The sequence below is a fragment of the Paenirhodobacter sp. genome (assembly GCF_041916475.1).
In the GTDB taxonomy this organism is placed as follows: Bacteria; Pseudomonadota; Alphaproteobacteria; order Rhodobacterales; family Rhodobacteraceae; genus Rhodobacter.
On the sequence record NZ_JAYRZN010000005.1, the window covers coordinates 14,010 to 33,590 of the forward strand.

The following is a 19,581-nucleotide window of genomic DNA, read 5'->3' on the forward strand; positions in this document are numbered from 1 at the left end:
CTGCTGGCCTGCGCTCAGCCCGCCAGTGCGCCATAGAGGATCAGCGTCGGCGCAGGGTCGGGCGCGGCCCCGGCCAGCCGCTGCGCGAGCCCGGCCACCGTCTCGCGCAAGATCGCCTCGCCCGGGGTGGAGACCCCTTGCGCCAGCAGCGCGGGCGTCTCCGGCGGCAGGCCCGCCGCGATCAGCCCCGCGGCCAGCAGCGCGAAGGTACCGCGCGCCATGAACACCGCCGTGACCGCGGAGGGATCCGCAAGCGCGGCCCAGTTCAGCCCTTCGGGCAGCGCGCCGGTCACGTCATGGCCGGTGACGAACTGCACCCGCCTAGCGATGCCGCGCCGGGTGAGCGGGATGCCCGCCGCCGCAGTGGCCGCGGTGGCCGCGGTCACGCCGGGCACGATCTCGAAGCCGATACCCGCCGCGCGCAGGGCCGCGATTTCCTCCTCCAGCCGGCCGAACAGGCCCGCATCGCCGGATTTGAGCCGCACCACCCGCGCGCCGCTGCGCGCATGCTCCACCAGAAGCCGGCTCACATGGTCCTGCCGCGGCGAGACCCGGCCCGCGCGCTTGCCCACCGAGACGAGCTCCGCCCCGGCGCAGAGCCCGAGGATCGGCCCGGCGGAGAGATCGTCGAAGAGCACCACCTCGGCCGCGCGCAGCCGGTCCGCGGCGCGCATGGTCAGGAGCTCCGGATCGCCGGGGCCGGAGGAGACGAAACTGACGAAGCCGGTCATGCAGCCTCCGCGATCAGGTGGAAGAAGGTGCCGCTGACGGCCCCGCGGCGCGAGCCGGTCTCGGCCACCTCGGCGCCATCTGCATCGGTCACCCGGGCCAGCGGCGCATCGGGCTGCGCGAGAATGGTGGAATAGTGGAATTCATGCCCGCGCTGCCGGGTGCCACCCGGCAGCTCCGCCAGCCGGTAGCCCAGATGCATCCGGCGCTTCTCGTAGCTGCTGACGAGCCCGAGGAGCCCGGCCATTTCGTGGCGCTGGCCCTCTGCATCGATCAGCGCAGCGCCCAGCACCATGTAGCCGCCGCATTCGCCATGCACCCGGCCCGCGAAGCCGCGCAGCCCGGCGAGGAACCGCCCCGCCGCCGCGATCCGCCCTGCATGCAGTTCCGGATAGCCCCCCGGCAGCCAGCAGATATCGGCCGCGGGCGGCGGCGCATCGGCCAGCGGCGAGAACGGCAAAATCTCCGCCCCCTGCGCGCGCCAGGCATCGAGCAGATGTGGATAGATGAAGGAAAACGCCGCATCCTGCGCCAAAGCGATGCGCTGCCCGGGCGGGCGCGGGGCGGGGCCGGGCGCGGGCGCCTGCCCGCCTGCGGCCGCGGCCCGCAGCGCCGCCAGATCCACATGGGCGCGCAGGAAGGCCGCATATTGCGCCACCGCCGCCTCCAGATCCGGGTGCTCCACCGCCTGCACGAGGCCGAGATGGCGCTCGGCGATGGTGAGATCGCCGCGCCGGGGCAGCGCGCCGAAGACGCGAAGCCCCGCGGCCTCCATCCCGAGGCGGCAGAGCCGCTCGTGCCGGGGCGAGGCCACGCGGTTCAGGATCACGCCCGCTATCTGCACATCCGGGCGGAACCGGGCCATGCCCAGGGCCAGAGCGGCCGCGGTTTGCGCCTGGCCCGAAACATCGAGCACCAGCACCACCGGCCAGCCGGTGAGCCGGGCGATATCGGCGCTGGCGCCGGTGCCGGTGGCGCCCGGGCGCGCCACGCCATCGAACAGGCCCATGGAGCCTTCGGCCAGCGCCATGTCTCCGCCGCGCGCCAGCTGCCGGCCCAGCAGGCCCGCGGGCATCGCCCAGCTGTCGAGGTTGAAGCTGTCGCGGCCGCAGGCGGCGCGGTGGAAGGCGGGGTCGATGTAATCCGGGCCGCATTTATAGGGCTGCACGGCGATGCCGTCCTCAGTGAGGCAGCGCAGCAGGCCGAGCATCACCGTGGTTTTCCCCGCCCCCGAGCGCGGCGCCGAGACGATCAGCCCCGGGGTCATTCCGTCACCGCATCGGCGCGGCCCGCGCGGAAGCGGCGGTCGTAATCGGGCGCGTAGAGGCGGCTTTCGTCGAAGCCCTCCGCCGCGAGCGCGGGGCCCACGAGGATGAGCGCGGTGCGCTCCATCGTGGCGCCCACGGCGGCGGCAATGCCCGAGAGCGTGCCGCGCACCACGCGCTGATCGGGCCATGTGGCGCGCCAGACCACGGCCACCGGGCATTCGGCGCCGTAATGGGCGGCGAGGTCGCGCGCCACCTCCTCCAGCCGGTGGATGGAGAGGTGGATGGCGAGCGTGGCGCCGGTCGCGGCGAAGGCTGCGAGGCTTTCGCCGCCGGGCATCGGCGAGGCGCGGCCCGGGGTGCGGGTGAGGACGACGCTTTGCGCGAGCCCGGGGAGGGTCAGCTCCGCGCCGAGGGCGGCGGCGGCGGCGGCGAAGCTCGGGACCCCGGGGGTCACGTCATAGGGGATGCCCATCGCGCGCAGGCGGCGCAGCTGCTCGCCCATGGCGGACCAGACCGAGAGATCGCCCGAATGCAGGCGGGCGATATCATGCCCCTGCGCATGGGCTTCGGCGATGGTGGCGATGATGCTGTCGAGGTCCATCGGCGCGGTGTTCACGATGCGGCAGCCGGGCGGGCAATGCGCGAGCACCGCCTCCGGGATCAGCGATCCGGCATAGAGGCAGACCGGGGAGGCCGCGATCAGGTCGCGCCCGCGCAGGGTGAGCAGGTCGGGGGCGCCGGGGCCTGCGCCGATGAAATGGACGGTCATGCCGGGTCTCCTGTGGCGATGGCGGCGGTGGCGAGGCGGTCGGCCGAGATGGCGCGCGGGCCCAGCAGCCGCGCGCCGGGGCCGAGGGCGGCGAGCGCGCAGGCTTCGGCCACCGATCCGGTGCCCATTGCGGCGCGCGCATGGGGGCTGTCGGTCAGGGTGGGCTGGGGCGCGAGGGCTTCGGCCGGGACGGAGGTGACGGCATAGCCGAGGCCCTTCAGCGCGGCGATGGCGGGGTGGCGCGCCTTCACCGCGGGCACCGCGAGGCGGCGCAGATCCGCGCCGCCCGCGCGGGCCAGCGCATCGAGGATGGAGGCGGGGCTCGCGGCCTCGCGCAGGCCGATCCCGGCGATCATCGGGTGACGCTCCATTGCACCACCGGATAGGCCGCGCGCCAGCCGCGCCGGCGCCCGATCGGGGCCACTTCGGAGAGCGCGATCCGCAAGAGCTGCCCGCCCCGCGCCGCCTGCCACTGCACCAGCAGGGCCTCGGTCTCCAGCGTCACCGCATGGGCCACGATCCGCGCGCCGGGGGAAAGCCGCGCCCAGAGCGCCTCCAGCAGCGCGCCATCGCAGCCGCCGCCCACGAACACCGCCTGCGGATCCGGCAGATCCGCGAGCAGATCCTGCGCGCGGCCCTGGCGGATTTCGAGCCGGTCCACGCCGAGGCGCGCGGCATTGGCACGCGCGCGCGCCGCGCGGACGGGATCCGCCTCCACCCCGACCGCGCGGGTGGCGGGATGGGCCAGCAGCCATTCGATGCCGATGGAACCCGAGCCCGCGCCGAGATCCCACAGGAGTTCCCCCGCCCGCGGCGCCAGCGCCGAGAGCGCGAGCGCCCGCACCGGGCGTTTGGTGATCTGGCCGTCATGGGCGAAAAGGTCGTCGGGCAGGCCGGAGGCGCGCGGCACGGTGCGCCCGCCGCCCTGCACCTCAAGCGCCGCGGTGACGGGGGATGCGGTTTCCGCCACCCCCTCGTCCACGCGGAGCCAGCGCAGCCGCTCGGCCGGGCCGCCGAGCCGCTCCATCACCACCACCCGGCTTTCGCCGAAGCCCTCCTCGCTCAGGTAGCGCAGCAGATCGCCCACCGCGGCCCCGTCGCGCAGGGTCACGATGGCGCGCAGACCGGGCGCCAGATGCGGGCGCAGCCGGGCCAGGGGCGCCGCATGCAGCCCCAGGAGCAGCACCTCCTCCAGCCGCCAGCCGAGCCGCGCCGCGGCCAGCGCGCCCACCGACGGCGCGGGCCAGGCACGCCATTCCCCGGGCGCCAGATGCGGCACCAGCGTGCCCCCCGCCCCGTGCCAGAACGGATCGCCCGAGACCAGCACCGCCACCCGGCGCCCGCGCAGCGCCAGCACCGGCGCCACCGAGAACGGCACCGGCCAGGGCCGCCGGTCCGGATGCTCGATCAGCGCCAGGTGCCGCGGCCCGCCGAACACGACCTCCGCCGCCGCCAGCGCATCGCGGCTTGCCTTTCCGAGCCCATCGGGGCCATCTTCGCCGATACCGATGATCGAGAGCCATTCAGCCATGCGCCGCATCCTCATCCTTGGCGGCACCACCGAGGCCAGCCGCCTGGCCGCCGCGCTGCAGGGGCAGCCCGCGATCCTGTCCTATGCCGGGCGCACGGAGGCGCCGCGCGCGCAGCCGGTGCCGGTGCGCATCGGCGGCTTCGGCGGCGCCGAGGGGCTCGCGCGCTATCTGCGGCAGGAGGGCATCGGCCGGGTGATCGACGCCACGCACCCCTTCGCCGCGCAGATCAGCCGCAATGCCATTGCCGCCTGCGCCGCCACCGGCGTGCCGCTGCTGGCGCTGCAGCGCCCGGAATGGCAGCCGGGGCCGGGGGATGCCTGGACCCGCGTGCCCGATATTGCCGCAGCCGCCCGCGCCCTGCCCCGCGCGCCCGGGCGCGTATTCCTGGCGATCGGGCGCCAGCATCTGGCGGAGTTCGCGGGGCTGCCGCATCATTTCCTGCTGCGGCTGGTGGATCCGCCGCAGGCGCTGCCGCTGGGCCGGGTGAGCGTGGAGATCGCGCGCGGGCCGTTCGATGCGGCCGGGGATACGGCGCTCCTGCGCCGCCATGGCATCACTTTGGTCGTGGCCAAGAATGCGGGCGGCGCGGGCGCGGAGGCGAAGCTCGCGGCCGCGCGCGCGCTCGGCCTGCCGGTGGTGATGATCGATCGCCCCGCGCTGCCGCCGCGGGCGGTCGTGGGCGCGGTCGATGCCGTGCTCGACTGGCTTCATGCCGACCTCGGGCTATAGGTGAAGCGCCCGACCTGCCGCGTGCGCGAGGAGCCCACGATCACCACCGTGCGCATGTCGGCCATCTCCTCGGTGGCCTCCGAGAGGGGCCGCACGCGGATCTGCTGCTCGGGGGTGGCAACGGCGCGGGCAAATACAATGAGCCGCGCCGGCTCGCACACCGCCCGGAGCGCCGCCAGCACCTGCCCGAACTGCCCCGGCCGGGCGCGCGAGCGCGGGTTGTAGAAGGCCATCGCGAAATCCGCCTCGGCTGCCAGCCGCACCCGGCGCAGCACCGTCTCGAAGGGCTTCAGATTGTCGGAGAGGTTGATCGCGCAGAAATCATGGCCGAGCGGCGCGCCTGCGGCGGCCGCCGCCGCCAGCATCGCGGTGATGCCGGGGAGCACGCGGATTTCCAGCCCCTGCCATTCGGGATGGCCCTCCAGCGCCTCGAACACCGCCGAAGCCATGGCAAACACCCCCGGATCGCCCGAGGAGACCACCACCACGCGCCGCCCCGCCGCCGCCATGCGTAGCGCTTCGGTGGCGCGCTCCAGCTCGACCCTGTTGTCGGACGGATGCAGCGAGAGCCCCGGCCGCGGCGCCACCCGCGCCACATAGGGGATATAGCCGACCACATCGGTGGCCGCGGCCAGCGCGGAGGAAACCTCGGGCGTGACCAGCCCCGCATCCCCCGGCCCCAGCCCCGCAATGGCGAGCCATCCGCTCATGGCCGCCGCCCCCGCCCATGCACCAGCACGATGGAGAAATAGGGCACCGGCCCCTCCACCCCGGCCAGCGGCCGCACCCGCTCGGCGGGCATGGTGCCATGCTCCACCAGCCAGGCATCCTGCAGCCGCCCCGCCTCCGCGAGCGCCGCCCGCAGGCGCGGCAGATTGCGGCCGATCTTCATCGCGACCAGCGCATCGGTATCGCGGATGCGGCGGGCGAGCTCCGCCTGCGGCAGGGTCGCGGGCAGCACGGTAAGCACATCGTCGCCCCAGGTGATCGGCTGGCCCGTCGCCGTCCAGCAGCCGGCCATGCCGGGGATGCCGGGCACCACCTCCACCTGATCGCGCGGCAACCGGGAATGCAGGTGCATGAAGGAGCCGTAGAAGAACGGGTCGCCCTCGCAGAGCACGATCACATCGTGCGGCGCGGCGGCCAGGCGCGCGGCCCAGTCCGCATAGAAGGGCGCGAGCGCGGCATTATAGGCCGGATCACCGAGCGGGATCTCGGTGGTGACGGGGTATTCCATCGGCCATTCCTCGGCGTCTTCGGGGATCAGCCCCTCGACCATGCGCCGCGCCTGCCCCGGGCGGCCGGCCTTGCGGAAATAGGCCACGATCCGGGCGCCCGCGAGCAGCCGGTGGGCGCGAACGCTCATCAGGTCCGGGTCGCCGGGGCCGAGGCCGATGCAGATCACCCGTGCCATCATTCGCTCCGCGAGGCGAGCGCATTGACCGCCGCCACCGTGATCGCCGAGCCGCCAAGCCGCCCCTCCACCACGCACCACGGCACCGGATTGTCGGCCATCAGCGCGGCCTTGGATTCGGCGGCGCCAATGAAGCCCACCGGGCAGCCGATGATGGCGGCGGGGCGCGGGCAGGCCGGGTCTTCGAGCATGTTCAGCAGGCGAAACAGCGCCGTTGGCGCATTGCCGATCGCCACCACCGCACCCGCCAGATGCGGCCGCCACAGCTCCACCGCCGCGGCGGAGCGGGTATCGCCCATCATCGCCGCCAGCGCGGCGATATCGGGGGCGTGCAGGGTGCAGAGCACCGGGTTGTCTGCGGGCAGGCGCGCCCGGGTGATCCCTTCGGAGACCATGCGCGCATCGCACAGGATCGGCGCGCCCGCCTCCAGCGCCCGGCGCGCAGCGAGCGCGAAGCCCGGCGCGAAGCGGATATGGGGCGCGAGCCCGACCATGCCGCTCGCATGGATCATGCGCACCGCGACGGGCTCCTCCTCGGGGGTGAAGCGCGCGAGCTCCGCCTCGGCGCGGATCGTGGCGAAAGAGGCGCGGTAAATCGCGGCGCCATCCTTTTCATAGACGTGGGGCAAGGGAACCTCGTATCGCGTCGGGAATGTCGGCAGGGCCGAGCCCGCGCCGCAGGGGCGCGGCGGCGGGGCCTGCGTTCAGGATCAGGTCGAAGGCGCCATCGCGCCCGGTGAGGGTGATGTCGGCGGGGCGCGGATGGGCGCAGCCCTTGGCGCAGCCCGAGACATGCAACGTGGCCCCGGCGGGCAGCCCGGCCGCCAGCCTGCGCGCCAGAGCGCGGGTCTCGACCGTGGCCGAGGCGCAGCCCGGTGCGCCGGTGCAGGCGCTGACCCGCAGGAGCGGATCGGCCGCATTGCGGATCAGGCCGGGCGGCAGATCGGCCGCGGCCACGCCTTCCAGCAGCACCGAGCGCCAGGGCGTGAGCCGCAGCGGCGCCAGCGCGAGGCGGTGCAGATCCTGCGCGCCGATCTGCCCGAAGGGCAGGCCTATGCAAAGGCCGAAGGGGGTGGCGCCGGGGACCAGCACCGCGCCTGTAAGGGGAGGCTGCTCCGCCCGGAGCGGCGGCGCGAGGCCCAGCCGCGCGATCCGCGTTTCCGCCCCGCGCCGGGCCGCGAACCAGCGCGCAATCTCCAGCGCGCGGGGCACCGCCTGCGCAGCGCTCACCGCCTCGCCGCGCGCCATGCCCTCCGCGCGCAGGATCAGCCCATCGGCCGCGCGCTCGATCCGCAGGTCCGCCGAGGCGCCGCCCAGCACCGCCGCCGCCCCGGTATCCACCGCGAAGCCGAATTTCGCGGGCAGATCCGGGCCCGTGCGCAACCCCTCCTCCAGCGCCGCCACCAGCGCCAGGGTTTCATCGGCGCCGTGGATGGGCGTGGTGAGGATGTTGCGCCGGGCCTCGGCACCGGCATCCTGATCCAGCAGGCCGAGATCCGCCAGCGCCGCCCAGAGCGCGGGCAGCGCCGCCTCCGCGACCCCACGCAACTGCAGATGCGCGCGCGCGCCGAGGTCGATGCGGCCATTGCCATGGGCCTGCGCCAGATCGGCCACCGCGCGCGCCTGGGCCACCGAAAGCCGCCCGGCATGCGGGCGGATCCGCAGCACCAGCCCGTCGCCGCTCATCATCGGGCGCAGCGCGCCGGGGCACCAGCCGCGCAGGCTCATGGCACACCTGCCGCGCGGGAATTGGAGCGGCTGTGCCAGAGCCCGGCGCGGGCGAGCTCCGCGAAACGCGCCTCCATCGCCGCCAGCGCGCCCGGATTGGCCGCGGCCAGAAACGCGCGCAGATCGGCATCGCCGAGCGTGGCCGCGTGGTAGAGATCGAACAGATGCGGCGGCACCACCCCCGCCAGATGCGCGAAGGCGGCCATGTGATCGAGCGTGGCCGCGATTTCGGCCGCGCCGCGAAAGCCGTGGCGCCGCATCGCCGCGAGCCAGCCCGGATGCGCCGCGCGCGCCCGCGTGACCCGGGCGATTTCTTCGGGCAGGGTCCGCGCGCGCGGGGCGCCCGGGCGGGTGGCATCCAGGTGATAGAGCGCGGCCGCCCCGCCCACGCGCGCCATGGCGGCGGCAAAGCCCGCCTCATGCACGGCGTAATCCTCGGCCAGCAGCAGGTCCGTTTCGGGCAGGTCCTGGGTATGGACGAAGGCATCGGCGCCGCGCAGCCGCGCCTCCAGCGCGCCGCGCGCAGGCGCCCCGGCGGCGCTGTAGGCCGAGGCCGCGAGCCAAGCCTCGCCCGCCCGCGCGCGCGCCGCCGGATCCAGCGGGCCGGTCTCTATGCCGAGGCCATAGCCGCCGGGCGCGGGAGCAAACACCCGCGGCCCGGGGGCTGCGGCGATATAGGGGTTCATGTCTGCGGGCTCGTCGCGCGCCGCCAGCGCCACCGTGCCCGCCTCGAACAGCTGCGCGAGACCCGGGAAGATATCGCGAAACAGGCCCGAGACCCGCAGCGTCACCTCGATCCGCGGCCGGTCCATCAGCGCGAGCGGCAGCACCTCGAAGCCGGTGACCCGGTCCGCGTCCCACAGCGGCGCGAGCCCGGCGAGATGCAGCGCCATCGCGAATTCCTCGCCCGCGGTGCGCATCGTGGCCGAGCCCCAGAGATTGACCACCAGGCCGCGCGGCCAGTCGCCCTGATCCTGAAGATGCCGGCGCAGGAGCTCTTCGGCGAGCTTCACCCCCTGGGCATGAGCCGCGCGTGAGGGCACCGCCCGCGGATCGGTGCCATAGAGATTGCGCCCGGTGGGCAGCACATCGGTGCGGCCCCGGAACGGAGAGCCCGATGGCCCCGCCGCGATCCGCCGCCCCGCCAGCGCCGCGATCAGGCCCCCGCGCTCCGCCGCAACCGAAGCCTGATCCGCGCCCGGCAGGCCCCGGCCCCAGATATGAAGCCCCTCGCCATACTGGCTTTCCTTCAGATCGCAGACGAAGCGGTCGATCCGCGGGATCGCCTCGGCGGCGGAGGCGGTGCCGGGCAGGCCGAGGTCATCCTCCACGCCCGCCACCTGTGCCTCCAGCCGGATCGCGGCGATGAGCCGCCCGCGGCGGGCCGGGTCGAGCCCGTCGGCGGTGGAATATTCATCGAGCAGCCGCTCCAGCCGCACCAGCGCCTCGGGCAGGCCCGAAGCCGCGAGCGGCGGCGGCAGATGCCCGAGCGTGAGCGCGCCGAGGCGCCTGCGCGCCTGCGCGGCCTCGCCCGGATCGTTCACGATGAACGGATAAATGATCGGCAGATCGCCCGTCAGCACCGCGGGCCAGCACCCGTCCGAAAGCGCGACGGCCTTGCCCGGCAGCCATTCGAGCGTGCCATGCGCGCCCACATGCACCAGCGCCTGCACCTCGCGCTGCAACCACAGGTAGAACGCCGCATAGGCATGGCTCGGCACGCGGCTGAGATCGTGGTATTCGCCTTCGCGGTCGGGCGCGGGGCTGCGCTCGGGCTGCAGCGCCACCAGCACATGGCCGCGCCGCGCCACGGCGAAGCGGAAGGGCGCGGCGGGGGCCGGGCCATGGGCGGCCTCGATGGCTTCGCGCAGGGGCGCGGGCAGCGCCGCCAGATAATCCGCCACCGGCCACTCCACCCACTCCCGCACCAGCGCCACCTCCAGCGCGGCGCCGGGGGCCAGGGTGTAGCCCGCAGCGGCCATATCCTCCAGCATCGCTTCGGCCGAGGCCAGCGCATCGAGGCCCACGGCATGGGCCATCCGGTGCGCCTGGCCCGGGTAGGTGGAGAGCACCAGCGCCACCCGCTTCTGCGCCGCCGGAGCCGCCGCCAGCCGGTGCCAGGCCAGCACCCGGCGCACGGCGGCCGCGATGCGCTCCGGATCCGGGCAGTGGCGTGCGCAGGCGAATTGCAGATCGGGATCGGGCGCGCCGGTTTCCTTGAACGAGACCACGCCGAGGCCGATGCGGCCATCGACCTCCGGCAGCGCCACATGCATCGCGAGGTCGGAGGGCGAGAGGCCCCGCTCCGCCGCGGCCCAGGCGGCGCGGCTGCTCGTCGCGTGGATCACCTGGAACACGGGCACGCCCGGCGCATCCAGCGGCGCACCCGCACCTGCCGAAAAGGCGGTGGCATTGACCACGGCCGCGGGCGCCAGGCGCAAAAGCTCCGCCCTGAGCCAGGCCGCTGCAGCGGGCTCCTTCAGGCTGGGCAGATAGGCGCCCATCGCGCGCCAGCCCTGCGCCTCGAAGGCGCGGATCAGCGCCTCGACCGGGGCGGTATCGGCGGCGGCGAGCCAGGCGCGGTAGAACGGGATCACCGCGAGGGGCCCCTCCGCCCGGCTTTCGCCTTCGGGATGCCACAGGCCGAAGGCGGGCAGCAGCTTCGCCCCCGGCACCGGCCCGGCATAGAGCCCCGCCGCCAGCGCGAGCTGCGCGAGCGCGCCCTGCGCCGCCACCGCGCCGCCCGTCTCGCACAGGGAGGACAGCCGCTGCAGCGTGCCCGCAGGGAGCGTGGAGGCCGCCTCCAGCGCCGGATCGGGGCGCCCGTCCGCGGGCAGAAGCGCCAGCGCGATGCCGCGCTCCCGCGCGAGGCGGGATACCTGCTCCACGCCATAGGCCCAGTAGCCCTGCCCCCCGATCAGCCGGATCAGGATGGCGCGCGCGCCCGACAGGGTTTGCTCCAGATAGGTATCGACCGAGAGCGGATGGAGCAGCGCCGAGAGATTGGCCAGCCGCAGGGAGGGCAGCCCGCCGCGCCGCCACCCGGCCGCGAAAGCGCCAAGGTCGCTGTCGGAGAACGACAGCACCACCAGCTCCGCGGGCGTCTGCCCGAGGTCCCGGGGGCTGGCGCTTTCCTCCAGCCCGTGGCTTTCGCGGAACAGGACGTGCATCAGGCCAGCGCCGCCGCCACCGCCGCCCGGTCCAGATCGCCCTTCTCGGCGATCACCACCAGCCGCGAGGCGCGCGGATCGGCGCCCCAGGGCCGGTCGTACTGATGGCGCACGCGCGGGCCCACCGCCTGGATCAGGAGCCGCATCGGCTTGCCCTGCACCGCCACATGGCCCTTCACCCGCAGGATTTTCCGCGCAGCCAGCGCCGCGACCTTGTCGGCCAGCGCCTGCGGATCGGCGATCTCGGGCAGGTCGATCACCACGGTGTCGAAATCGTCGTGGTCGTGCTCGGGGGCGCCGTCATGGTGCGAGGGGCGCTGATCGAGCCCGTTCTCGGCCGCAGCACCCAGGCCCAGCACCACCCGCGCATCGATCACGCCTTCGCTCAGCGGCAGCATCGGCAGCGCGCGCGGCGCCTCGGCGGCGATGATCGCGCGGGCGGCGGCGATGCCTTCGGGCCCGGCGAGATCGGCCTTCGACAGCAGCACCAGATCGGCGCAGGCGATCTGGTCCTCGAACACTTCGGAGAGCGGGGTCTCGTGGTCGGGCTCGGCGCCGGGATGGGCCGGATCGGGGGCGAAGGTCCCGGCCGCCACCGCCTCGGCATCGGCCACCGCCACCACGCCGTCGATGGTGATGCGGGCGCGCAGGGCGGGCCAGTCGAAGGCCTTCAGCAGCGGCTTCGGCAGCGCGAGGCCCGAGGTCTCGATCACGATGTGATCGGGGCGCGGCTCCAGCGCCATCAGCCGCTCGATCGCGGGGATGAATTCATCGGCCACGGTGCAGCAGATGCAGCCATTGGTCAGCTCGAGGATATTCGCCTCCGGGCAGTTCGCATCGGCGCATTCGCGGATCAGCGCGCCATCGACGCCGACATCGCCGAATTCATTGACCACAACCGCCAGCCGCCGCCCGCCCGGGTTCTGCAGCAGGTGCCGGATCAGCGTGGTCTTCCCGGCGCCGAGGAAGCCGGTGATGATGGTGACAGGGGTTTTTTCGAGCGACATTCAGGCCTCCAGCGGCGGGATACGGGCGATGGTATTCTTGCGGATCACCTCGGGGCGGGTGCGCCAGGGCACGATGCCATCGGGCGCCTCGGCATAGGCGCGCACCATGGCGATCAGGTCCTGAAGGTCGCGCTCCGGGTCGAGGCCGCCCTGCACATAGGTGAAGCGCCCGGGCCCGCAGAGCGCCACGGCGCAGCCGCGCGTGCAGGCCGACAGGCATTCCTGCCGCCGGTGCGCGATGCCCGCGGCCTGCAGCGCCTCAGAGAGCCGCGCGCCATCGCGCGGGGCGGCGGGGTCGGCGCCGGGCAGGCGGCAGGTGGTACAGACCACCAGGGTAGTCGGCCGGGACATGGCCCCTCCTTGCGATGCGGCGGGGGCGGACCGGGGGCGCGGGGTGCACCTCTCTCCGGCCTGCGGCGCACCCCGGCCGCGGACGTGGTCGGCCCGCGCAGGGGCCAGTGCTGGCAGGTCTCCCGGCTTGCGGATCCCGGGGTTGCCCCCTGCGGGCGCCCTGCCTTCCCGGCCTGGGGGCCAGTGACGTCGGGCGACCTTTCCGGTCACGGTCGCGGGGGCGGCTGCGCTTCGGCCCAAGGCCTGTCGCATTCCCTCTTCGCCTGCGCTATGGCAGGAACCAGCGATGCCACAGCCAAGCCATGCCCCGCCCCCCATGTCAAGCGAGACAGAGATGACCGAAGCCGAAAGGCATGCCGAGAAGAAGGCGAAGATCAAGGCCGCGCGCGACCGGATGATGGAGACGAAGACCGGCGAAAAGGGGCTCGTCATCGTGCTGACCGGGCCGGGCAAGGGCAAGAGCTCCTCGGCCTTCGGGATGATCCTGCGCTGCGTGGCGCATGGCTTCCCCTGCGCGGTGGTGCAGTTCATCAAGGGCGGCCGGCCCACCGGCGAGCGCGACCTGCTGGCGCGGCTGGGCGTGGCGTTCCACACCATGGGCGAGGGCTTCACCTGGGAGACACAGGACCTGGAGCGCGACCGCGCCGCCGCCCGCGCCGGCTGGGAGCAGGCGAAAACGCTGATCCGCGATCCGGCGAACCGGATGGTGCTGCTCGACGAGATCAATATCGCGCTGCGCTACGATTACCTCGACATCGCCGAGGTGGTGGCCTTCCTGCGCGCGGAGAAGCCCGCGATGACGCATGTGGTGCTGACCGGGCGCAATGCGAAGCCGGAGCTGCTGGACTTCGCGGATCTGGTGACGGAGATGGGCGCGGTGAAGCACCCGTTCCGGGCCGGGATCAAGGCCCAGCCCGGGGTCGAATTCTAGCGCCGGAAGCGCCAGGCCACGCCAAGCGCCACGATCCCCGCGACAGAGAGCCCCATCCCCACCACGCCCGAGGAGTGCCAGCCGAGGCCCGCCGAAAGCGCCAGCCCCGCAGCCCAGGGGCCGAGCGCATTGGCGGCGTTGAAGGCCGCGTGGTTCATCGCCGCCGCCATCGACTGGGCCTGCCCCGCCACATCCATCAGCCGGGTCTGCAGCGGCACCACCACGCCGGTCCCGAGCCCGAGGAGCAGCGCCGAGCCCACCATCAGCGCCCAGCTCCCCACCGCGAGCGAGGACGACAGCTGCACCGCGCACATGAACACCATGAACCAGAATGCGGTGCGGAAGATGCCGAAGCGGATCGTGAGCCGCGCGGAGATCACGCTGCCAAGCGTCGCGCCGACGCCGAACACGCTGAGCGCGAGCGGCACCGCCCAGCCGGGCGGCTCCGAAGTGGCGAGCATGGCCGCCGACAGATAGGCATAGACGGCAAAGAGCCCGCCCGAGCCGATGGCGCCCACCAGCAGGGTCAGGATCACGTTCGGGTTGCCGAGCGCGCGCAGCTCCTGCAGCGGCCGCGCATCGGGATCGACGCCCACGCGCGGCGCATAGCGCAGCACCAGCACCGCGGACAGGATCGCCAGCGCGCCGGGCAGCGCGAAGCCCCACCGCCAGCCGAGGTTCTGCCCGAGGAGGCCTGCGAAGGGCACGCCGATGATGTTGGCCACCGTCAGCCCCAGCATGATCTGGGTGACGCCCTTGGCGCGCTGCTCATGGGGCAGCGCCTGCGCCGCCATCAGCATCGCCACGCCGAGGAAGCCGCCATGCGGCAACCCGGCCAGGAAGCGCATGCCCACCAGCATGCCATAGCCCGGCAGCACCGCCGCCAGCACGTTCAGCACGCCATAGGCGCCGATCAGCCCGGCCAGGTAGCGCCGCCGCGGCAGCCGCGCGCCGAGGATGGAGGTGAGCGGCGCGCCCACCACCACGCCGAGCGCATAGGCGCTGACGACATGGCCGGCTTCGGGCTCGGTGATGCCGAGATCGCGCGCATACCAGGGCAGGAGCCCCATCGCGGCGAATTCGGAAGTTCCGATCGCGAAGGCGCCGAGCGCCAGCGACAGGATCGCAAATTGCATATGTGTCGGGGAGGACATGGGACGCCTGAGGGGAAGAGGATGCTTCCTGTTAGCGCCCACGGGCGGCGCTGTCCATCGCGCGCGCGCAGCGGTGCGCAGCGGCCCGCCGGGCGTGTCCGGCAGGCCGCACCCGGGCCTCAGATGCAGCGCCCGCCATCGACTTCCATCGCCACGCCGGTGATCATGGAGGCCTCGTCCGAGCACAGGAAGGCCGCGGCATTGCCCATGTCTTCCGGGGTGGAGAAGCGCCCGATCGGGATGGTGGAGAGGAACTTCGCGCGCATTTCCGGCGTGTCCTCGCCCATGAAGGTGGCAAGCAGGGGCGTATCGCCCGCGACCGGGTTGATCGCGTTCACGCGGATGCCGAAGGGCGCGAGCTCCACCGCCATGCCGCGGGTGGCGGCGATATCCCAGCCCTTGGAGGCGTTGTACCAGGTCAGGTTCGGGCGCGGCGACACCCCGCCGGTGGAGGCCACGTTCAGGATCGCGCCGTATTTTTGCGCCTTCATATGCGGCACGATCGCGCGGGCGGAATTGTAGACCGAGCGGATGTTGACGTTGTTGATCCGGTCGAAGGTGGCTTCGTCCACCGCGTCGAGCGGCATCGGCACATGGCCCACGCCCGCATTGTTCACCAGGATATGGAGCCCGCCGAATTCGGCGATGGCGAGATCCCGCGCCGCCTCGAAATCCGCGAGGCGCGTCACGTCGCCCGCGAAGGGGCGCGCGCCGGTCTCTGCGGCCACCATCTCGGCATTCACTGCATCGCGATCCATCACCAGAACCCGCGCGCCCTCGGCCACGAATTTGCGCACGATGCCCGCGCCGAAACCAGATCCGCCTCCGGTGACGATCGCCACCTTCCCCTGCAACCGCATGTTGTCCTCCTCTTTGCGGGGCGCAAGATGGGCGAAGCCGGGGCAAAGGGCCAGTCCTCAATAACTGAACGGGCCGTCAGATTTCCTTCCTTGAATCCGCGCGCGCGGGCGCGCACAACCCCCGCGCAGGGAGGACTTCTGATGACCGATTGGCACGGCCGCGCGGCGGCGCTTTATGATGGCGGCTTCCGCCCGATGTTCATCGCCGGCCAATGGGTCGCGGGGCGGGGGGTCGCGGGGCGGGCGGAGGCGGTGATCGAGGCGCGCAACCCGGCCACGGGCGCGCTTCTGGCCACGGTGCCGCGTGGCACGGCGGCGGATATCGATGCCGCGGTGGCGGCGGCGCGGGCGGCCTTCGAGGGCCCCTGGGCGAAATTCACCCCGTTCGAGCGGCAGGCGCTGCTGCTGCGCATCGCCGAGAAATTCGAGCAGAACTGGGAGACCCTGTGCCTCTCGGACACGCTGGACATGGGCATGCCCATTTCGCGCACGCTGGCCAACAGCCGCCGCGTGCTGGGCATGCTGCGCTTCTATGCGGGCCAGGCGGTGGCGATCCACGGCCAGACCATCCCGAACAGTTTCCCGGGCGAGATCCTGTCGCAGACGGTGAAGGAGCCGGTGGGGGTGGTGGGCGCCATCATCCCCTGGAACGCGCCCATCGCCGGATCGGTGTGGAAGATCGGCCCGGCGCTGGCCACGGGCTGCACCGTGGTGCTGAAGCCTTCGGAAGAGGCCTCGCTCACCGTCCTGCTGATCGCGAAGCTGATGCAGGAGGCGGGGCTGCCCGATGGCGTGCTCAATATCGTCACCGGCACCGGGGCCGAAGCCGGCGCGGCGCTGGCGGCGCATCCGGGCGTGGACAAGATCGTGTTCACCGGATCGACGGCCACCGGCCAGGCAATCGCGCGCGCGGCAACGGGGAACCTGAAGCGGGTCTCGCTGGAGCTCGGCGGCAAATCCCCGGTGATCGTGTGCCGCGATGCGGATATCGACAAGGCGGTGCCGGTGGCGGCGATGGCGGTATTTGCCAATTCCGGGCAGATCTGCATCGCCGGATCGCGGCTGTTCGTGGCGCGCGAGATCCATGACGAATTCGTCCGCCGGGTGGGCGAATTCGCCGCCGGGCTGCGGATCGGCAATGGCATCGCGCCCGAAACGGAGCTCGGCCCGATCATTTCGGCGCGGCAGGCGGAGCGGGTGGAAAGCTTCCTGCAGGCAGGCCCGGCCGAGGGCGCAGCGCTCGTCACCGGCGGCGCGCGGCTCGAAGGCGCGGGCTTCGAGGGCGGCAATTTCATCGCCCCCACCGTGTTCGGCGGCGTGACCGACGACATGCGGATCGCGCGCGAGGAGATCTTCGGGCCGGTCATCTCCGCCCTGCCCTTCGACACGCTGGAGGAAGTTGTGGCGCGCGCCAATGCCACGCCTTATGGCCTCGCGGCCGGGGTGTTCACCACCCATCTGGGCACCGGGCACAAGCTGGCGCGGCGGCTGAAGGCGGGCTCGGTCTGGGTGAACATGTATCACGCCATCGACCCGGCAGTGCCGTTCGGGGGCGTGAAAATGTCGGGCTATGGCCGCGAAGGCGGGCTCGAGCATCTGGACGAATATCTGGATACCAAGGCGGTGTGGATCAACACCGACTGATCAGCCGCGGCTGAGCTCGCTGCGGATCAGCTCCATGAGCTGCTCGGAATAGCCGTGCAGCACATGGCCGCGCATGGTCAGGATGCCGATCGCGCGCTCCGCCCCGGGATCGGCCACCGGCACCACCCGGTAGCCCGCACCGGGCAGCATCGGCACCGCCACTTCGGGCACCAGCGCGACGCCCAGACCCGCCGCCGCCAGCGCGACGGCGGTATAGGCGTTCTGCACCTCGTAATGCGGCGTGAGGCGCAGCCCGGCCTCGGCCGCGATCCGGTCCGCGAGCGCGCGCACCGCCGTCTGCCGGTCGAGCGCGATCAGGGGCAGCGCCGCCAGATCCGCGAGCCGCAGCGCCGCGGCGCCGGTGTCGAACTCAGCCGGCACGCAGACCGCCAGCCGGTCGCGCAGGATCGGCTCGAAGTGGAATTCGGTCAGGTTCGGGATTTCGGGCCCGATATACAGCTCCACATCCTGCCCCTGCAGCAGCGCCAGCGCCCCGGCGGGCGGGGTTTCGCGGACCTCGACGATGGAGCGCGGGAACCGCGCGCGGAAGGTCATCAGGATCGCGCCGAGCCGGGTCGAGGCGAGCGTGGGCGCGCAGGCGATGCGCACCCGGCCGCGCCGCTGCGCCGCAAGCTCGGTGAGCCGCGCGAGGCCCGCCTGCACCTCGCCCATGGCATGGCCCACCTGATCATAGAGCAGCCGCCCCTCCGGCGTCAGCGTCACGCAGTGCGGCGTGCGGATGAACAGGCTCATGCCGACCTGCTCCTCCAGATCGCGGATCTGCATGGAGATGGCGGAGGGCGAACGGTTGCTCTCTTCCGCCGCGCGGCGGAAGCTGCCGTGCTCGGCGGCCAGCAGGAAGGTCTGCAGCAGTTTCAGGTTGATGTTGGTGACCATGCCGCCCTTATCGCGCGCGGGGCGGCATGGGTGCAACTCAGATGTGCAGCGCCTGGCCGAGCGCGCGCAGGCAGGCCTCGTGCAACGCCTCGCCGCGGGTCGGGTGGGCGTGGATCGTGCCGGTGATATCCTCGAGCCGCGCGCCCATTTCAAGGGCCAGCGCGAAGCCCGCCGCCAGCTCCGCCACCCCCGCCCCCACCGCCTGGATGCCCAGCACCTCATGCGTATCGGCGCGCGCGGTGACGCGGATGAAGCCGTCCTCGCGCGCCTCGGTCATGGCTTTGCCGTTGGCGGCGAAGGGGAACAGGCCGGTGATCGTGCCCGCGCCGCCATGCTCGCCGACGGTGACGATTTCGGGATCGGTGAAGCACACCGCCGGGATCGCGCGCCGGTCCCAGCCGCGCGGATGCCCGGCGACGATTTCGGCCACCATCTCGCCCTGCGCCATGGCCCGGTGGGCGAGCATCGGCTCCCCGGTGATATCGCCGATCGCATAGACACCCTTCATCGAGGTGCGGCACTGGGCGTCCACCTTCACGAAGGCGCCCTCCCTATCGAGGTCCAGCGCCGGGATCCCGGCCGCGTCGCTCCGCGGGCGACGCCCGGCGGTGACGAGGATGCGGTCGGCCTCGATCTCCTCGGCCCAGTCGTCGGTGGCGATGCGCAGCGCGCCGCCCGGAGACAGCCCGCCCGCCCGCGCCCCCGTCAGCACCCGCACGCCCAAGGCCGAGAGCCGCGACAGCACCGGGCGGGTCAGCTCCTCGTCATATTGCGGCAAGATCCGCGGCGCGGCCTCCACCACGGTGACCTGCGCGCCCATCTTGGCGAAGGCGGTGCCGAGTTCCAGCCCGATATAGCCGCCCCCGATCACCGCGAGCCGGGCCGGGATCTCCGCGAGCGACAGCGCCTCGGTCGAGGAGATCACCTTGCCGCCGAAGGGCAGCGTGCGCAGCGCCACGGGCTCCGAGCCCGTGGCCAGCACCACCGCCTCCGCGCGCAGCAGGACCGGGCCTTCGGGCGTGGCCACTTCGGCCGTCTTGCCGTCGCGCAGGGTGGCGGTGCCGGTGATGAGCCGCGCGCCCGCCTTACGCAGGAGCGTTTGCACGCCCCCCGTCAGCCGCGCCACGATCCCATCCTTCCAGGCCACTACCTGGCCCAGATCCACCGCGCCGGTGGCGCTGATGCCGGGGGTGAGCGCCTGAAGCCGGTGGAAATCCTCCGCCGCATGGATCAGCGCCTTCGAGGGGATGCAGCCCACGTTCAGGCAGGTGCCGCCGGGCGGGGCCGGATCCACCACCACGGTATCGACGCCCAGCCGCGCCGCCCGGATCGCGCAGACATAGCCCCCCGGCCCCGCACCGATGACCAGAAGCTTGCAGGAAATCTCGCGCATGTCAG

19 protein-coding genes and 1 riboswitch are annotated in these 19,581 nt (G+C 73.0%); of the genes, 3 read left to right on the forward strand and 16 right to left on the reverse strand.

Translation table 11 applies throughout. The annotated features are described in order from the left end of the window. Positions 1-14: 14 nt before the first annotated feature. From cobA to cbiE, 5 genes are read right to left on the reverse strand one after another with little or no spacing between them, the layout of a single operon-like run. Positions 15-731: a uroporphyrinogen-III C-methyltransferase gene (gene cobA, locus ACOMG5_RS03140; RefSeq protein ID WP_420342326.1), complete on the reverse strand. Its 717-nt coding sequence runs from the start codon at positions 729-731 to the stop codon at positions 15-17. Further along, the gene (locus tag ACOMG5_RS03145) at positions 728-1,996 is read right to left on the reverse strand and encodes a cobyrinate a,c-diamide synthase (protein ID WP_420342327.1); all 1,269 of its coding nucleotides are present in this window, start codon (positions 1,994-1,996) and stop codon (positions 728-730) included. The genes cobA and ACOMG5_RS03145 overlap by 4 nt, the downstream gene beginning before the upstream one ends. Beyond that, a complete protein-coding gene (gene cobM / locus ACOMG5_RS03150) occupies positions 1,993-2,766 on the reverse strand; it encodes a precorrin-4 C(11)-methyltransferase (protein ID WP_420342328.1) in 774 nt (257 codons plus the stop codon). The genes ACOMG5_RS03145 and cobM overlap by 4 nt, the downstream gene beginning before the upstream one ends. After that, positions 2,763-3,137 (reverse strand): cobalamin biosynthesis protein, encoded by a 375-nt coding sequence (locus ACOMG5_RS03155; protein ID WP_420342329.1) that lies wholly within the window; start codon positions 3,135-3,137, stop codon positions 2,763-2,765. Before ACOMG5_RS03155 ends, cobM begins: the two co-directional genes overlap by 4 nt. Next, positions 3,119-4,297 (reverse strand): precorrin-6y C5,15-methyltransferase (decarboxylating) subunit CbiE, encoded by a 1,179-nt coding sequence (cbiE, locus tag ACOMG5_RS03160; RefSeq protein ID WP_420342330.1) that lies wholly within the window; start codon positions 4,295-4,297, stop codon positions 3,119-3,121. Before cbiE ends, ACOMG5_RS03155 begins: the two co-directional genes overlap by 19 nt. Here cbiE and ACOMG5_RS03165 point away from each other — a divergent pair. Then, positions 4,296-5,027 carry a cobalt-precorrin-6A reductase gene (locus tag ACOMG5_RS03165; RefSeq protein ID WP_420342331.1) on the forward strand — a complete coding sequence of 244 codons (732 nt, stop codon included), beginning with the start codon at positions 4,296-4,298 and terminating at the stop codon, positions 5,025-5,027. The genes cbiE and ACOMG5_RS03165 overlap by 2 nt on opposite strands. Here ACOMG5_RS03165 and cobJ read toward each other — a convergent pair. Genes cobJ through ACOMG5_RS03200 form a run of 7 tightly spaced genes read right to left on the reverse strand, consistent with a single transcriptional unit; the run spans position 5,006 to position 12,697 of the window. Then, positions 5,006-5,737, reverse strand: coding sequence for a precorrin-3B C(17)-methyltransferase (cobJ, locus tag ACOMG5_RS03170; RefSeq protein ID WP_420342332.1), 732 nt, complete (start codon positions 5,735-5,737; stop codon positions 5,006-5,008). The two genes, ACOMG5_RS03165 and cobJ, sit on opposite strands and share 22 nt — an antisense overlap. Beyond that, entirely contained in the window at positions 5,734-6,441 is a 708-nt protein-coding gene (gene cobI / locus ACOMG5_RS03175) for a precorrin-2 C(20)-methyltransferase (protein ID WP_420342333.1), read from the reverse strand. The genes cobJ and cobI overlap by 4 nt, the downstream gene beginning before the upstream one ends. After that, positions 6,441-7,070, reverse strand: coding sequence for a precorrin-8X methylmutase (locus ACOMG5_RS03180; RefSeq protein ID WP_420342334.1), 630 nt, complete (start codon positions 7,068-7,070; stop codon positions 6,441-6,443). Before ACOMG5_RS03180 ends, cobI begins: the two co-directional genes overlap by 1 nt. Continuing rightward, positions 7,054-8,169 carry a hypothetical protein gene (locus tag ACOMG5_RS03185; protein ID WP_420342335.1) on the reverse strand — a complete coding sequence of 372 codons (1,116 nt, stop codon included), beginning with the start codon at positions 8,167-8,169 and terminating at the stop codon, positions 7,054-7,056. The genes ACOMG5_RS03180 and ACOMG5_RS03185 overlap by 17 nt, the downstream gene beginning before the upstream one ends. Then, the gene (gene cobN, locus ACOMG5_RS03190; protein WP_420342336.1) at positions 8,166-11,339 is read right to left on the reverse strand and encodes a cobaltochelatase subunit CobN; all 3,174 of its coding nucleotides are present in this window, start codon (positions 11,337-11,339) and stop codon (positions 8,166-8,168) included. The genes ACOMG5_RS03185 and cobN overlap by 4 nt, the downstream gene beginning before the upstream one ends. Beyond that, positions 11,339-12,346, reverse strand: a complete 1,008-nt coding sequence (cobW, locus tag ACOMG5_RS03195) for a cobalamin biosynthesis protein CobW (protein WP_420342337.1) — start codon at positions 12,344-12,346, stop codon at positions 11,339-11,341. Before cobW ends, cobN begins: the two co-directional genes overlap by 1 nt. Then, positions 12,347-12,697, reverse strand: coding sequence for a DUF1636 family protein (locus ACOMG5_RS03200; protein WP_420342338.1), 351 nt, complete (start codon positions 12,695-12,697; stop codon positions 12,347-12,349). It lies immediately after the preceding gene. 94 nt (positions 12,698-12,791) lie between these two features. Beyond that, positions 12,792-12,997, reverse strand: a riboswitch (cobalamin riboswitch). Positions 12,998-13,031: 34 nt separating this feature from the next. Between ACOMG5_RS03200 and cobO the strand changes: the two genes are divergently transcribed. Continuing rightward, entirely contained in the window at positions 13,032-13,628 is a 597-nt protein-coding gene (cobO, locus tag ACOMG5_RS03205; RefSeq protein WP_420342339.1) for a cob(I)yrinic acid a,c-diamide adenosyltransferase, read from the forward strand. Here the strand turns inward: cobO and ACOMG5_RS03210 are convergent. Both ACOMG5_RS03210 and ACOMG5_RS03215 read right to left on the reverse strand, forming a co-directional pair. Next, positions 13,625-14,764 carry an MFS transporter gene (locus tag ACOMG5_RS03210; RefSeq protein WP_420342340.1) on the reverse strand — a complete coding sequence of 380 codons (1,140 nt, stop codon included), beginning with the start codon at positions 14,762-14,764 and terminating at the stop codon, positions 13,625-13,627. The two genes, cobO and ACOMG5_RS03210, sit on opposite strands and share 4 nt — an antisense overlap. A gap of 137 nt (positions 14,765-14,901) precedes the next feature. After that, entirely contained in the window at positions 14,902-15,642 is a 741-nt protein-coding gene (locus ACOMG5_RS03215) for a glucose 1-dehydrogenase (protein WP_420342341.1), read from the reverse strand. A 141-nt stretch (positions 15,643-15,783) separates the two neighbouring features. Here ACOMG5_RS03215 and ACOMG5_RS03220 point away from each other — a divergent pair, with 141 nt between their 5' ends. After that, positions 15,784-17,286 (forward strand): aldehyde dehydrogenase family protein, encoded by a 1,503-nt coding sequence (locus ACOMG5_RS03220; protein WP_420342342.1) that lies wholly within the window; start codon positions 15,784-15,786, stop codon positions 17,284-17,286. Here the strand turns inward: ACOMG5_RS03220 and ACOMG5_RS03225 are convergent, their stop codons facing one another. Continuing rightward, positions 17,287-18,183, reverse strand: a complete 897-nt coding sequence (locus ACOMG5_RS03225) for a LysR family transcriptional regulator (RefSeq protein ID WP_420342343.1) — start codon at positions 18,181-18,183, stop codon at positions 17,287-17,289. It lies immediately after the preceding gene. 37 nt (positions 18,184-18,220) lie between these two features. Further along, positions 18,221-19,576 (reverse strand): dihydrolipoyl dehydrogenase, encoded by a 1,356-nt coding sequence (gene lpdA / locus ACOMG5_RS03230; RefSeq protein WP_420342344.1) that lies wholly within the window; start codon positions 19,574-19,576, stop codon positions 18,221-18,223. Positions 19,577-19,581 lie beyond the last annotated feature (5 nt).

Excerpts from the sequence above, each read along its gene's own strand:
- cobI (WP_420342333.1), bottom strand. The coding sequence starts at position 6,441 with ATGGCACGGGTGATCTGCATCGGCCTCGGCCCCGGCGACCCGGACCTG.
- ACOMG5_RS03155 (WP_420342329.1), bottom strand. The coding sequence starts at position 3,137 with ATGGAGCGTCACCCGATGATCGCCGGGATCGGCCTGCGCGAGGCCGCG.
- ACOMG5_RS03215 (WP_420342341.1), bottom strand. The coding sequence starts at position 15,642 with ATGCGGTTGCAGGGGAAGGTGGCGATCGTCACCGGAGGCGGATCTGGT.
- cobA (WP_420342326.1), bottom strand. The coding sequence starts at position 731 with ATGACCGGCTTCGTCAGTTTCGTCTCCTCCGGCCCCGGCGATCCGGAG.
- cobO (WP_420342339.1), top strand. The coding sequence starts at position 13,032 with ATGACCGAAGCCGAAAGGCATGCCGAGAAGAAGGCGAAGATCAAGGCC.
- cobJ (WP_420342332.1), bottom strand. The coding sequence starts at position 5,737 with ATGAGCGGATGGCTCGCCATTGCGGGGCTGGGGCCGGGGGATGCGGGG.
- cobW (WP_420342337.1), bottom strand. The coding sequence starts at position 12,346 with ATGTCGCTCGAAAAAACCCCTGTCACCATCATCACCGGCTTCCTCGGC.
- ACOMG5_RS03165 (WP_420342331.1), top strand. The coding sequence starts at position 4,296 with ATGCGCCGCATCCTCATCCTTGGCGGCACCACCGAGGCCAGCCGCCTG.
- ACOMG5_RS03210 (WP_420342340.1), bottom strand. The coding sequence starts at position 14,764 with ATGCAATTTGCGATCCTGTCGCTGGCGCTCGGCGCCTTCGCGATCGGA.
- cbiE (WP_420342330.1), bottom strand. The coding sequence starts at position 4,297 with ATGGCTGAATGGCTCTCGATCATCGGTATCGGCGAAGATGGCCCCGAT.
- ACOMG5_RS03225 (WP_420342343.1), bottom strand. The coding sequence starts at position 18,183 with ATGGTCACCAACATCAACCTGAAACTGCTGCAGACCTTCCTGCTGGCC.
- cobM (WP_420342328.1), bottom strand. The coding sequence starts at position 2,766 with ATGACCGTCCATTTCATCGGCGCAGGCCCCGGCGCCCCCGACCTGCTC.
- lpdA (WP_420342344.1), bottom strand. The coding sequence starts at position 19,576 with ATGCGCGAGATTTCCTGCAAGCTTCTGGTCATCGGTGCGGGGCCGGGG.
- cobN (WP_420342336.1), bottom strand. The coding sequence starts at position 11,339 with ATGCACGTCCTGTTCCGCGAAAGCCACGGGCTGGAGGAAAGCGCCAGC.
- ACOMG5_RS03145 (WP_420342327.1), bottom strand. The coding sequence starts at position 1,996 with ATGACCCCGGGGCTGATCGTCTCGGCGCCGCGCTCGGGGGCGGGGAAA.
- ACOMG5_RS03220 (WP_420342342.1), top strand. The coding sequence starts at position 15,784 with ATGACCGATTGGCACGGCCGCGCGGCGGCGCTTTATGATGGCGGCTTC.
- ACOMG5_RS03200 (WP_420342338.1), bottom strand. The coding sequence starts at position 12,697 with ATGTCCCGGCCGACTACCCTGGTGGTCTGTACCACCTGCCGCCTGCCC.
- ACOMG5_RS03185 (WP_420342335.1), bottom strand. The coding sequence starts at position 8,169 with ATGAGCCTGCGCGGCTGGTGCCCCGGCGCGCTGCGCCCGATGATGAGC.